Source organism: Pseudoalteromonas sp. SWXJ133 (genome assembly GCF_015864365.1).
GTDB classification, from domain to species: Bacteria; Pseudomonadota; Gammaproteobacteria; order Enterobacterales; family Alteromonadaceae; genus Pseudoalteromonas; species Pseudoalteromonas arctica.
In genome coordinates this window covers 98,732-112,923 of sequence record NZ_JADYXJ010000002.1, presented here as the reverse complement: position 1 = coordinate 112,923, position 14,192 = coordinate 98,732, and the positions used below count along the sequence as shown (strand labels likewise).

The following is a 14,192-nucleotide window of genomic DNA, read 5'->3' as shown; positions in this document are numbered from 1 at the left end:
TTTTTGTTTTGTAGTCAGTCAAAATATATACCCAAGCCTGCATTTGTGTTGGCTTGGGTATATAATAGAGTTATTAAACAAGCCAATCCCTAAAGTGAGTAATCATGAAGTTTGTAGATGAAGTAGAAATTCGCGCAGAAGCTGGAGACGGTGGCAGCGGTATCGTGTCTTTCCGTCGTGAAAAATATGTTCCAGATGGTGGACCAGACGGCGGTGACGGTGGAGACGGTGGTAGTGTTTATCTACAAGCTGATGAAAACTTAAATACCCTAATTGATTATCAGTTTGAGCGCTTTCATAGAGCTGAACGTGGTACTAACGGTCGTAGCCGTAACTGTACAGGCCGAAAAGCCGATGACTTATTTGTTATGGTGCCTGTAGGCACGCGCATCATGGATGTTGATACCCAAGAGGGACTTGGCGACTTAACTCAAGATGGTCAACGAATTTTGGTTGCAAAAGGTGGTTTCCACGGCTTGGGGAATGCACGTTTTAAATCAAGTACTAACCGAGCACCTCGTCAAAAAACATTGGGCACACCCGGTGAAGTACGTAACTTAAAGTTAGAGTTACTATTATTAGCTGATGTAGGCTTACTAGGATTACCAAATGCAGGTAAATCTACGTTTATCCGCAGTGTATCTGCAGCAAGACCAAAAGTAGCTGATTACCCATTCACGACGCTTATTCCTAATTTAGGTGTGGTACGTCCTGAAGCAAATAAATCATTTGTTATAGCCGATATTCCGGGTCTAATTGAAGGTGCATCTGATGGTGCAGGCCTAGGTATTCGCTTCTTGAAGCATTTAGAGCGTTGTCGTGTGTTATTGCACATTATTGATGTAATGCCGGTAGATGGTTCAAACCCTGTTGATAATGCATTCTCGATTATTAACGAGCTACACCAATACAGTCCTAAATTAGCTGAAAAACCACGCTGGTTAGTGTTTAATAAAATAGATTTATTACCAGAAGATGAAGCAAAAGCGCTATGCGAAGCGATTGCAGAAGAGCTGGGCGAAACTGAAAATATTTATCACATTTCAGCAATTAATAAACTTAATACTCAACCTTTAATCCACAACATAATGACACTACTTGATAGCATGCCTAAAGAGAAGTTTGTACAAGTTGAAGATGAAGAAGTTGAATTTAAGTGGGATACCTATCATGAAAAAGCCACTAAAGGTAAAGGCAATGATGATGATTGGGACGACTGGGATGAAGATGATTACGACGTAGAAGTTGTCTACGAGCGTTAATTAAATAGAATTTATTAAAAAGGAGCTTATGCTCCTTTTTCTTTTTTTAAGAATAAAGTACTAGGTGTTTATTATGATAATTTCAATGATTGCAGCCATGGCAAATAACCGTGTAATTGGCCTAGATAATAAAATGCCATGGCATTTACCAGCAGATCTTCAGCATTTTAAAAAAGTAACTACGGGTAAACCTGTGATCATGGGTCGTAAAACTTTTGAGTCAATAGGCCGTCCTTTACCTGGGCGTCGTAATATTATTATTACTCGAAACAGCGAATATACTGCAGAGGGTATTGAAGTAGTAACTACGCCAGAGGCCGCACTAGAACTAGTTTGTGCAGTTGAAGAAGTGATGATTATTGGTGGTGGTAATATTTATGAGCAATTTTTACCAAAAGCAGAACGCCTGTATTTAACCTTTATTGATTTAGATGTTAAAGGCGATACACAGTTTCCTGATTACAATAAAGTAGCTAATTGGGGCATAAAAGAAGAGCAAGAAAATCTCCCAGACGAAAAGAATAAATCTAGTTATAAATTCGTAACCTTATATAAAGAACATTAACATTATTGCGTAATTTTTAGTAGGTTGGTATAATATTAAACAGTCTATATAGGAATAAAGTACCATAAAGGGTTTGATATGTTTAAATTACCAAAGCTAGTTGTAGTTACTGTTGTTGTAGCAGTAAGTTCGTTTTCGTACACAGCACCTGCAAATGCTGAAGATCAGTTAGCAGTATCTATTTGTGAATATATTGCGGCAGACGATAAAAACCGATTACGTAGTAAGCTTAAAAGCTCTCGCGTGAAAATTCGTAATATTTATGATGCAGTGCAATGTAACGGTAATAACTTGCTACGTCATGCCGTTGCTAGTAATGCAGTGGATACTGGTGAGTATATAGTTAAAAACTTATCAAAAAGTGCGTTAGCTGATGGTGCTGACATTAGTTGGGTAGAAGGCAATTTTGCTAGCTCACCGCTTATTGCAGTGATTAAAGAGCGTGCTGGTCTTTAGTTATAATAATATTTATAGCTTTACCATTGATAAGAATACGTTCAAAGATTTATAAGCCTAGGGTTGTTACAAATAATAATACTAGGCTTTTCTCCTTTCCTCCCAACATATACATTGCTTAATTATACTTCCAAAAAATCATTAATAAGTTTCACAACTTACTAACTAGCTTTAAACTGCTAAAAATATGAAGTCTTTCTTTAAAAAAATAGCTTAAAATTTACTTCTTCAAAAGATGTGGCTTTATTCAGCTGGTATCTATTTTGTATCTGTTATTTTATTTACAAACTTAATCACTAAGGATAGATATGAAAGCTGTTATTCCAGTAGCTGGCTTAGGGACGAGAATGCTTCCTATGACAAAAGCTATTCCAAAAGAAATGCTCCCAATAGTCGATAAACCTTTAATTCAATATATTGTCAGCGAATGTGTATCTGCCGGTATTAAAGATATTGTATTGGTTACACACAGCTCTAAAAATGCAATCGAAAACCATTTTGATACAAGCTATGAACTAGAAGCCACTCTTGAAAAACGTGTTAAACGTGCTTTATTAGATGAAATTCGATCTATTTGTCCGCCTGATGTAACTATTATGAGTGTACGCCAAGGTGAAGCTAAAGGGCTAGGGCATGCTATTTTGTGCGCTAAGCCAATAATAGGAGACGATAGCTTTGTAGTACTCCTTCCAGACGTGATACTTGATGCTTATACTGCCGATCAAGAAACTGAAAACTTAGCTGCGATGATTAAACGTTTTAAAGAAACTCAAGCAAGCCAAATAATGCTTGAGCCGGTAGCTAAAGAAGACGTTAGTAAATATGGTATTGCTGATATAAACGGTGTTGAGTTAATGCCAGGTAAAAGTGCTGCAATTAAAGCGATGGTTGAAAAGCCTGATGCAGACTTAGCACCTTCAAATCTTGCTGTTGTAGGGCGATATGTACTGAGTAAAAATATTTGGCCTCTACTAGCAAAAACCTCTGTAGGTGCTGGCGGTGAAATACAGCTTACTGATTCTATTGACGCATTAATGGCACAAGAAACCGTTGAAGCATTTCATATGAGTGGCCGCTCTCACGATTGTGGAGATAAGCTCGGTTATTTAAAAGCAATTGTAGAGTACAGTATGCGGGATAAAAAGTTAGGTAATGACTTTTCTCGCTTTATAAACGATTTAAATTTACCTTAACTGCAGAGCAATAAATTTCATGAAAACTATAGAAGCTAAAATAGCTTTCATGAAATGTAGTGAGCTCGGTCTATAGACCTTTACTATACAGCTCTGGGTTACGTAGTATGTTTGTTACTTATTCTGTATTAATCTTTTCAAGGAACTACCATGATTGAGCAAGGCCAAGAATTACCAGCAGTTACACTAACGCAATTAACTGACGATGGTATGCAGTCTCTTACAAATAAAGAGTTGTTTGAAGGTAAAAAAGTCGTGTTATTTGCAGTGCCAGGTGCATTTACACCAACGTGTTCAAATGCACATCTACCTGAATTTATTACTCTTGCTGATAAAATTAAAGCGAAAGGTATTGATGCTATTTACTGTGTATCTGTTAATGACGCATTTGTTATGAAAGCATGGGGCGACTCGCAAAACGCGCAAGAAATTACAATGCTTGCTGATGGCGATGGAAGTTTCACTAAATCGTTAGGGCTTGATAAAGATACCGCTAGTTTTGGTGGTGTACGCTCAACGCGTTACGCTATGATTGTTGAAAATGCAGTAGTAACTGGTTTATTTGTAGAGCAAGACAAAGAGTTTGTTGTAAGCCGCGCAGAATCAGTATTAGAGAAGCTATAACAGTAATAAGGTGTAGGTTTTAGCTCTAATTAATCAGCAACTTACTATTTAAAAACCGATGTTGGAAACAACATCGGTTTTTTATTTACGGCTCAAACTTTAAATTACGGTTGGTATTGCCCGCTAATTGTTAAACCAGAGAAAGTGCTATAAGCGTTAACGCTTAAATGCCAAGTACCTGCTTGTGGAGCGGTAAATGTACATGTTTCTGCATTGCCATTTTTATAAGGGCGACAATCGTACGTAGTTGTTGTTGGTTGGCTTCCATATTTTACAAATAAGTCTGCATCGCCACTTCCACCCGACGTTGTTACTGTGAACGTACTCATTCCTGCAGGTACATCTAACGTGTAATGCTTCCACTGACCAGTATTGCCTGTCACATCGTTTATAGTGCCGCCGCCAGCTTGTGGAGCGCCTGTACCGCCGCCAGACGATGAACCACCAGTAATATTACCCACCAAGCTCACAGCTGAATATGCAGAGTAGCCATTAAGCATTACGTGATAAGTGCCCGCTGTTGGATTATCAATAGAACACTCTTCGCTATTACCACCTTTATAAGGGCGACAATCATAGGTAGTTGTCGTTGGTTTTCTGCCTGCACGTACGTATAAATCAGCATCACCAGTGCCACCACTCATAGTGAACGTGACGTTAGTTGTACCGCTTGGCACTGTCATAGTGTAAAATGCTTGTGCATTTGCTACGCCACTTAAACCTGTTTTAGCTTCACCACTAACAAGTTCATTATTGCCACCTGTTGGTGGAGTTGTACTGCCACTTGCTGCTGCAACAGCTGCGGCTGCATCAACAATACCCGTACCACAGTTAGTACATGTAGCAGGGAACGCACGGGTTGTTGATTTTAAAATACTTTCTATTTCATCAGGCGTTGCATCTGGTTTTGCTTGCTTAATAAGTGCCGCAACACCTGCTACGTGAGGTGCAGCCATTGATGTACCTTGCGAAAAACCGTAACTGTCGCTTGAAGGTGTAGACGAACCAGAGTTATAAGTTGATAGAACGCCTTCAGAGTCGTTTGCAAAACTTTGCGCGCCACCCGGTGCTGCAACATCAATATTGCTACCGTAGTTTGAGTAATAAGCTCTGCCGCCATTACGGCCCACTGATGCTACGTTTACTACACCATTACAGTTACCTGGGTTGTAGTTTGCTGAGTTATCGTTATCGTTACCTGCAGCAATAACTACCACAGTGCCGTTACTACGCGCGGTGTTAATTGCATTTTGAGTTGTAGAGCTACATGAACCGCTGCCGCCTAAACTCATGTTTATTACATCTGCAGGGTTTGAGTTAGCAGGAATACCTGAAACACTTCCACCAGATGCCCAAATAATACCGTCTGCAATATCTGAGGTTAAACCACCACACTTACCAAGTACACGAACAGGCACTACTTTTGCGTTATAAGCTACGCCTGCAACGCCTTCGCCGTTATTGGTTACCGCAGCAACTGTCCCGGCCACATGCGTACCATGCCAGCTAGAGTTTTGTGCACCGTTAGTGCCACATTCATTCGCAGCAACTGCATCACCAGGATCACGTGCATCGCTATCGCGACCACCGCCATCATTTGCTACCGATAGGTTAGATATCATATCGTAACCCGGTAAAATATTAGCGTTTAAATCAGCATGAGGGCGGTAGCCCGTATCTAGTACAGCAACAACTACACCGCTACCCGTTGCGGTATCCCATGCGGTAGGTAAGTTTAAACCACCGGCTTGCTCGTAGTAGTGCCATTGGTCATCAAAGCGTGGATCGTTAGGAGTTGAAAACGGCTTTAACATTTGATCCACTTCAATGTATTCAACATTACCTGAATCAATCATTTCTTGCATAAACTCTTGGGCTTCTGCTGTACTTAATTTTTTATCAGCACGCATTACGTGATGGTTGTTAAGTGCCATTGCACGAATGTATTTTGCTTTTACTTGGCCTTTTTTAGAAGCGAAGCTTTTAACAAAGCTTTGTGCGCGCTTTTTCATGCTAGACGGGCTTGCGTCTGCAGTTGAGAGGCTCGCCATTTCGCTATTATTTTTATATTTAATAATGAACTGAGTTTCAAAGCCGCCTTGGCTTTGTAGTTTAGCCGATGTTTCAGCCACTGAACTTGAAACTGATTGAGCCATGCCAGATGTTGCTGCAAAAAGCGTACTAACTGTAATTGCAATTGCGCATCTTTTAAAAGTTTTACTTGTTGTCATAATTATCCCTAGATTTTATTTATTATTTCGTGATGTAAGATCACGATGCGGGAACAAAAGTAAACGATCTGTTAACTAGGTTAAAATATCAAATTATTATGTACCTCTTTCATTTAGTTATAACTCAGGTTTTTAGCGGTTTACTCGTCGTTTAGTATTTGTCGTATAAATTAAAAACAGGTATAAAGGATTGATTTGTTGTGCAGGTAATTAGTCATCACTTATTACTGATGCGATTTTGTTGTGTTATTACTAATAATTTAAATGCTGCGTTGTTAGCTATTAAACTTTGCTATAATCGAGCAAATTTTTTAATGAGATAAATAAATGACCCAAGTAGATGTAATTGTAATAGGTGCGGGAGCAGCAGGGTTAATGTGTGCAGCGCAAGCTGGATACCGTGGCCGAAGCGTTACAGTACTTGATATGGGGAAAAAACCAGGTCGTAAAATTTTAATAAGTGGTGGTGGGCGTTGTAATTTCACTAACGAAAACGCAACGCCAGATAACTATTTATGTGGAAACTCTCATTTTGTTAAATCATGTTTAAGTCGCTATACGCAGCATGACTTTATTGAGCTGGTGGACAGACATGGCTTGGCGTATCACCATAAAACATTAGGCCAGCTTTTTTGCGATAACAATGCACAAGACATTGTGGATATTTTACTGACCGAATGTGAGTGGGCGGGAGTAAATATAAAGCTACGCAATGAAGTGATCAGCGTATCAAAGACCGAAACAGGCTATAGCGTTACCACAGAGCAAGAAACATTAAGCTGTGAATCGTTAGTCATTGCATCGGGTGGCTTAACCATGCCAAAACTGGGTGCAACGCCAATAGGCTATAAAGTAGCACAGCAGTTTGGATTAAGTGTATTACCAACCATGGCCGCCCTTGTGCCATTTACTTTGCATCAACACGATAAAGAGCGCTTTGAAGGGCTGTCGGGAATTAGTATCCCTTGTGAGGTTTCAAGCGAAGATGGCACCGTATTTAAAGAAAATATCCTCTTTACTCACCGAGGGTTATCAGGCCCTGCAATATTGCAAATAAGCTCATTTTGGCGAGCAGGGCAGGCTGTCACTATAAACCTGCTACCTGGAATTGATTTAAGGCAGCAACTTGCTGATTGGCGAGAAACGCAGGCCCAAAAGTCTTTAAAAAACAGCCTTGCGACTATTTTACCTAAACGCTTTATAGAAATACTGCACGAAAGCAAAGCGATACCAGATTGTAATATTAATCAGCTTACACATGCTCAAATAGATGAGTTAGTAAATTACATTCGCGCTTGGCAAATTAAACCCAATGGCACTGAAGGCTATAGAACAGCAGAAGTAACACTCGGTGGTGTAGATACCGACGAGTTGAGCTCAAAAACCTTTGAAGCCAAAAAAGCCAAAGACCTATACTTTATAGGTGAAGTAACCGATGTAACGGGTTGGTTGGGAGGCTACAATTTTCAGTATGCTTGGAGCTGTGGATTTGCCGCCGGACAGTATTGTTAAGTGTTTATAAAGCGTAAATAGTTTAACTTTGTCTAAGTATATTAAAAATTATAGTTCAGTAGGCTTAAATAAAATTAGATTTACTGAAAGCACATAGAACCTAGTATCTTATCGTATTTTTGTTATTATTTACCCACTCGGTGACGCTAATTTTATTAAGCTATCGCTCACCTAGAGGGTTAAATAATTTACGCATTCACGTACGCTATACACACTTCTTATTTGTTCACGTTTTATCACCTAAAACACGCCGCTGTTAAAATTTATAACCGCAATACTTGAATGCTCTTTTACTCAACCAGCCTGTATTTTTGCAATTTACTATTTGGCTTCTCAGGTATTGTCATTTCAATTAGCGCTGCATCTATAGCTGGTTTAAGATAGCGCTCTCTAAAATGCTTTCTATCTTTTAAATTCAATTTTGCCTGTAATTGTTTTCGATTTAAAGAACCTTCCACTTGGTATAGTACATTTAACAAGGCTTTAACTTGTGGGGTTTCTTGGGGTTTGTGTGTGAGGTGTTTTTCTTGGGGGGTTGCCTCTTTGTCTGATAATGAATCACTAAATGCTAAAAGCATACGTAAAATATTTTCGAGCATGTATTCTATGAATGCGCAGGAGTCACCTGTTTCTGTACTGTTACCTATTGCTGTATGGTACTGCTCTTCACTTATCGCGACAACGCTTTCTATAGGTATTAGAGCAAATAATGGATTCCATTGTTTTAATATTTGAGTGTGCCAAATGCACCCAATACGGCTATTACCATCAACAAAAGGATGTATAAATTTAAGTTCATAATGAAACACTGAACTTTTTATAAGTGGGTGTTGGTCTGAACTAGCAAGCCAATTAAATAGCTCTTCCATCATTTGTGGAATATGCAACGCTTGTGGAGCCATTTGCAATTTTTTGCCGTTATCGTCGACATTGCTAGAACGGTAATTACCTGCACCACGCCCTCGCGATAGCATGAGAGTTTTATGTCCACTCAAAAGGTCATTACAGAGATTTGTATCCCAATTATCTAATTGGTTATACGTGTTAATAATATCGTTTTTCTCTCGATCAATTTCAGCCGATAAGAAGTTATCATTATGGTGTAGTGTATCTATTTTTCGGCTTGTTAAATCACTGTTTTCAACAGCGAGAATGCTTTGAATCTGGTTTTTAATAATGTTCTCGCGATCTTGATTTATGTTGTGTTTACTATAAAAAGCAGACAACTTACCAAGGGCTTCGGCAATATCAGAAATATAATGAATAGTTTTTGTTGTGATCGTGAAGGGAGGTTGAAATTGACTCATGAAATAATACATTTTAAGCTTTAATTCTGTCTATAAGATACGCTGATCTCATTCAAAAGTCAGCGTTATTGTTACAATTTAAATTATTAGCAAAAGATAAAGCCCTCTTTATAAAAAGGGCTTGAATAAGCAGTACTTAAAGGCGGCAAATGATAACCAATTAATTTGTTAGGGTGAAAATCTGTTTTCACTCTTCTATAAATGCTTCGCCTTGTGTCATCCACTTAGCAGCAGGTTTCCCTTTTAAGTAATGATCAAAGTACTGCATCATACGCACTGAAAAATCGACCTGATTAGGAAACTTTTTCAAGTGGTGTGGTTCACCTTCATATTGTAAAAATATAGCGTCTTTTCCTGCACGGCGTAGGGCTAAGTAGTACTGCACGCTCTCATGCCAAGGCACTGCATCATCTTTGTCGCCAGACATTATTAAGATAGGCGTATTAACTTTGTCTGCAAAAAATACTGGTGAGTTTTCTATGTAAAGCTCTGGTGCTTCAAATAAGTTTTTGCCAATACGGCTTTGCCCTGTTTCGTATTGAAATTGACGAGTAAGGCCCGATTTTAAACGTATGCCACTGTAAGCACTTGTCATGTTTGATACTGGAGCGCCAGATACAACCGCTTTAAACATATCTGTTTGGGTTACCATAAATGCACTTTGATAACCCGCCCAAGAGTGACCTTGTAAGCCTATTTTATCTGGGTCGGCTATGCCTAAATCTATTAATTTTTGGGTGGCGTTTATCATGGTTTGCGTTGACGATTTACCCGGGTGACCTATTTCAAAACGAATATCAGGTAAAAACACCGCATAACCGTTTGAGGTAAACATAGGGAAGTTAGGGCGATGGTTTAATTCCATTTTAGGAAAATCAAACATGCGCTGACTCATGTAACGATAAAAATACACAACCATAGGCACTTTATCGCCTTTTTTATAACCCGCAGGCTTTATTAATACGCCTTGTAAGTCTTCGCCATCAAAGCCTTTATAACTTATTAGTTCTGGCTTTTCGCCCCAGGCAAAATTACTAATTTGTGGGTTTAGCGTGGTTACTTGTTTTGGTGCGCTAAAGCTAAAATCTGTTTGGTAGTAATCAGGAAATTGGCTATAAGTTTGCGAGGTAAATAAATACTTGTCAGCCTTTTTGGCTTTTTTAACCATATCAAAGCGTTTATTACCGCTAAGCACGTTAGTTAGTGTGTTAGTGGTTAAGTCGAGCTTTGCAACTTCGCTTTGTTTAGTTTGTAAGTTAATAGCAGAGACAAGTAATGTATCGCCTTTTTTAAAGCCCACTTGGGTTTTATCAAGCTTAATAACACGGTACTGCGTATTGCTTTGCTTACCATTAGTTAGGCGTTTAGCTTGCTGCGTTTTTACGTCAAATGCCCAAATATCGTATTTACTATAAGCAAGCACTTGGCTGCTATCGGCCATCCAACCAGCAAAACCATAACCAGGTTGAGTAGATGGGTAGTCGTGTTTATCATCAGCAAAGGTTGCCTGAATCGCTTTTGTAAGCGGTGTTACTTTATTATTTTTTAAATCTTTTAACTGTATTTGGCTATCGCTAAAGTAAGCCGCAAACTCTCCATTAGGTGCAAGGTTCGGTTTAAACGGGTAGTTACTAATAATGGGAGTTTGTTTACCGGTGTTTATATTTACTGCAAAGTAATCAGCAAAAAAACCGCCGTACATTATTTTTTCTAGGTAGGGAATGTTAGATGAGCCAAGTAAAGACACATCTCGCTCAGGGTTTAGTGCAACCTCAGGCATGTTTGGTGTACTAAGTTGCGCAACTTTTTGCGAGTTAACGTGATATACCGCGCTGTAATGGCGGTTTTTATTAACTTCGTTCCATTGCTGTTCTTCACGCGGTTTTATTTGCGCATCGTTGTTGTGCCATACATCTAAACCTTTATGTTCACGTATGGTATCAAAGTCGTACAATGAGGCTTCGTCGGTATATTCTTTGGCTTTTACTTTAGCTGCTAATTTTGGATGGTTTTCAAAATATAAGCGCTCGCCATTTTCTGACCATTTAAGGGATGCTGTTTTAACTAAAACCCAGGTTTTATCAGGTGAGGCTATTGTTGAAAGTTTATCGTTTTTATATAGCTGTAAAGTGTAGCTTCGACGGCGCGTGTCATCATTTACATAATTACCTAATGTAAATGCTGCAATATTGTCAGTTGGGTGCCACGCTATTTTATTTGCGATTACGCCTGGTTCATCAATTAATACGCTGCTATTAAAGTCACTTAGCTCAATTAACGCTATTTGGTTGTTATTACCATCGCTGTAACTTTGACTCACTAATAGCTGGCTGTTGGCTGAGTTAATAGCATAGCTAAATACGTTTTCTATTGTATGGGTGCGTTTATCAGATAAATTTACGATAACAAGCGCATAGCTCTTATCTTTTTTATCGGGCGTGATAGCGTTGTCTTCTTCGTTTTTAGTGCTATCGGTTTTATCTTCTACTTTTGCGTCATCGTCTTTTTTATTCAAACGATAAACAAGCCACATACCGTCATCAGATAACGTGTAATCTTTTACATCAGCAAAGCTTTGTTGGGCACCTGATTGTGTGTTTAAGAGTACCAGATTGTTTTTAAGTGTGTCTTTTTTTTTGGTTGTTTCTTTTTCAAGTAAGGTAGGTACTTGTGTAAAAGCGACCCAGTTAGCGGCTTTATTAATATGAGGCTTAGTGCCGCGCTCTACTTCTGCGATGAGAGTATTGCTTTGTAGTGAGTAAACTTGGCCAGTTGCATTTCCACGATACGGCGTTGCACTAAAAGTGAGTACTTGACCATTGTCAGATAGTTGCGTGCTTTTAGCTGATTTAAAACTAAAAACGTCTTTAAATTGTAGCGATTCTTTGGCGTGTATGCCGGTGCTAGTTAAGCTGGCAACGAGTGCAGTGCTTAATAAGGTGAGTTTTGTTTTCATTATTGATTCTCGTATTATGACATTGTTTCATTGTAACGAGTTTGGTTCATAATTCGAGCGGATCAGTTAAATGGCAGCTACATACGACAAAACGACCCGCAGGTCGTTTTTTGGTATTTAATTTATTAATTGAGCAGTAATTACAGCCAAATTTTTTGTAGCTCAAGCCATTGTTTTTCAAATTGAACACTTGGCTTTGCTTTAAAGTCACTACGTACAAACTGATTCATTTTGCCTTCAACGTAGGCAAGTAAAAAGTTTGCAAGTGTAAGCTCATCACTTTGGAAGTTTTTACCTTCACGTAATTTACGCTCACGAAGTACTTGTTTAAACTGAGTTTCTAGTTTTTCAAACAGACTTTGTACCCGCTCGCGTAAACGTTCCTGCTCACCTTGTAATGCGTCGCCAGTTAAAATACGAGTAATGCCTGGGTTTTTTTCAGCAAAGGTTAGAAGTAATAATAGAATGTTATAAATGCGCGTTTGGCTTTCTTTTTCGTTTTCAATAATAATATTTATACGAGATAAAAGGGTATCTTCAATAAACTCAATTAGGCCCTCAAACATACGCGCTTTGCTCGGAAAATGACGGTATAGCGCGGCTTCAGACACACCCACCTCAGCAGCTAGTTTTGCTGTGGTGATACGTTGTCCTAAATTAGTTTCTAACATTTGTGCGAGTGCTTGCAGTATTTGCTCTTTGCGATTACTTCTTTTTGTCGCAGGCATGAACATTCCTTTTTATTAGTTATTCTTAGTGGCGCAGTTAAGAACCCTAGTCATTTTTTGTTCAAATGATTGGCGTATGTTAATGTTTTATTCAGTTTGTTTCCAGCCTTTTTATAGATGTTTAGCCAGCTGTTCGATCACCTTGCGAGCTATTTCTATTTTACTTGTAGTTGGTAATTCTAGTTGTTCGTTATGCCAGTACAGTGTTAAAGCATTATGATCGGAATTAAACCCTAAGCCACTTTTTGATACGTCATTAGCGCAAATCATATCTAGATTTTTATTCTTTAGTTTACCTTTAGCATAGCTTTCTACATTTTGAGTTTCGGCGGCAAACCCCACAGTATAAGGACGATTTTGTTTAAGATTGGCAATAGCTGCAATTACGTCAGGGTTTTTAGTTAAAGTAAGAGTGAGTTCGTCGCCTTGCTTTTTCATTTTTTGAGTCGCAATGTTTGCAGCTCGATAATCCGCAACAGCAGCGCAACCTATAAAAGCATCTGATTGTGGTGCATAGGTAAGTGACTCAGTTAATAGCTCCTCAGCGCTTTCTATATTGATAAGGTTTACGCCAGTAGGGGCTTTTATAGTGACCGGACCCGAAATTAAATTAACCTTAGCACCGAGTTGCAACGCGGCTTCTGCCAGTGCATAGCCCATTTTTCCAGAGCTGTGATTTGATATAAAACGTACCGGGTCGAGAGGCTCACGCGTTGGGCCTGCTGTTATTGTAATTGTTTTTCCTGCAAGTAATTGCGGTTGCTCTTTTGCTATACATAGCGCAACTAGCTCATGAGGCTCTAACATGCGTCCAGCGCCTATATCACCACACGCTTGCTCACCTTTACCCGGGCCCCAAATAAGTACGTTACGTGCTTTTAATGTGGCTAAATTAGCTTGTGTTGCTGCGTGTGCATACATTTGCTGGTTCATGGCTGGTGCAACTGCGACTTTTGCAGGCGTTGCTAGCAGTAACGTCGTTAGTAGGTCGTCAGCAATGCCGGCTGCCATTTTAGCAATAATATTACACGTCGCTGGAGCAACTAAAATTAAGTCAGCCCATTTTGCAAATTCAATATGCCCCATTGAAGCTTCAGCGGAAGGGTCTAGTAATGAGTCAGAGACTGTTTCCCCACTAACGGCTTGCATGGTCAGTGGTGTAATAAAGTGTTTAGCTGATTCAGTCATAACTACTTTTACTTCACAACCAGAGTCTTTTAATCGCCTAACGAGTTCTGCACATTTATAAGCTGCAATACCGCCGGTAATACCTAGTACAATTTTTTTGTTTGTTAAGTTAGTCATGGATGTTCATCAGCTTTTATTAAATATTGGGCTTAAAATAACAAATCTTTACC

The 14,192-nt window shown here is 39.1% G+C and carries 11 protein-coding genes; 6 read left to right on the top strand and 5 right to left on the bottom strand.

From position 1 onward, the window contains the following. Positions 1-104 precede the first annotated feature (104 nt). From cgtA to I6F40_RS02015, 5 genes are all read left to right on the top strand, one after another. Positions 105-1,262 carry an Obg family GTPase CgtA gene (cgtA, locus tag I6F40_RS02035; RefSeq protein ID WP_007586086.1) on the top strand — a complete coding sequence of 386 codons (1,158 nt, stop codon included), beginning with the start codon at positions 105-107 and terminating at the stop codon, positions 1,260-1,262. Between the two features lie 73 nt (positions 1,263-1,335). Next, positions 1,336-1,827 carry a type 3 dihydrofolate reductase gene (gene folA / locus I6F40_RS02030; RefSeq protein WP_166376433.1) on the top strand — a complete coding sequence of 164 codons (492 nt, stop codon included), beginning with the start codon at positions 1,336-1,338 and terminating at the stop codon, positions 1,825-1,827. 78 nt (positions 1,828-1,905) lie between these two features. Continuing rightward, on the top strand, positions 1,906-2,283 hold the full coding sequence (locus I6F40_RS02025) for a DUF3718 domain-containing protein (protein WP_166376434.1): 378 nt from the start codon (positions 1,906-1,908) through the stop codon (positions 2,281-2,283). A gap of 308 nt (positions 2,284-2,591) precedes the next feature. Then, positions 2,592-3,476 (top strand): UTP--glucose-1-phosphate uridylyltransferase GalU, encoded by an 885-nt coding sequence (gene galU, locus I6F40_RS02020; RefSeq protein WP_197192425.1) that lies wholly within the window; start codon positions 2,592-2,594, stop codon positions 3,474-3,476. Positions 3,477-3,626: 150 nt separating this feature from the next. Further along, entirely contained in the window at positions 3,627-4,100 is a 474-nt protein-coding gene (locus tag I6F40_RS02015) for a peroxiredoxin (protein WP_166376436.1), read from the top strand. Between the two features lie 104 nt (positions 4,101-4,204). Here I6F40_RS02015 and I6F40_RS02010 read toward each other — a convergent pair whose 3' ends face one another. Beyond that, a complete protein-coding gene (locus I6F40_RS02010) occupies positions 4,205-6,331 on the bottom strand; it encodes a S8 family peptidase (protein ID WP_166376437.1) in 2,127 nt (708 codons plus the stop codon). Positions 6,332-6,658: 327 nt separating this feature from the next. Here I6F40_RS02010 and I6F40_RS02005 point away from each other — a divergent pair, with 327 nt between their 5' ends. Continuing rightward, positions 6,659-7,843: an NAD(P)/FAD-dependent oxidoreductase gene (locus I6F40_RS02005; RefSeq protein WP_166376438.1), complete on the top strand. Its 1,185-nt coding sequence runs from the start codon at positions 6,659-6,661 to the stop codon at positions 7,841-7,843. Positions 7,844-8,133: 290 nt separating this feature from the next. Here I6F40_RS02005 and I6F40_RS02000 read toward each other — a convergent pair whose 3' ends face one another. The 4 genes from I6F40_RS02000 to coaBC form a co-directional block, all read right to left on the bottom strand. Beyond that, complete coding sequence (locus tag I6F40_RS02000) at positions 8,134-9,150, bottom strand: Fic family protein (protein WP_166376439.1); 1,017 nt, start codon at positions 9,148-9,150, stop codon at positions 8,134-8,136. 187 nt (positions 9,151-9,337) lie between these two features. After that, positions 9,338-12,106: a S9 family peptidase gene (locus I6F40_RS01995; RefSeq protein WP_197192424.1), complete on the bottom strand. Its 2,769-nt coding sequence runs from the start codon at positions 12,104-12,106 to the stop codon at positions 9,338-9,340. Between the two features lie 140 nt (positions 12,107-12,246). After that, on the bottom strand, positions 12,247-12,834 hold the full coding sequence (gene slmA, locus I6F40_RS01990; protein ID WP_007581932.1) for a nucleoid occlusion factor SlmA: 588 nt from the start codon (positions 12,832-12,834) through the stop codon (positions 12,247-12,249). A gap of 111 nt (positions 12,835-12,945) precedes the next feature. Continuing rightward, positions 12,946-14,139: a bifunctional phosphopantothenoylcysteine decarboxylase/phosphopantothenate--cysteine ligase CoaBC gene (gene coaBC / locus I6F40_RS01985; RefSeq protein ID WP_165725159.1), complete on the bottom strand. Its 1,194-nt coding sequence runs from the start codon at positions 14,137-14,139 to the stop codon at positions 12,946-12,948. Positions 14,140-14,192: the final 53 nt, after the last annotated feature.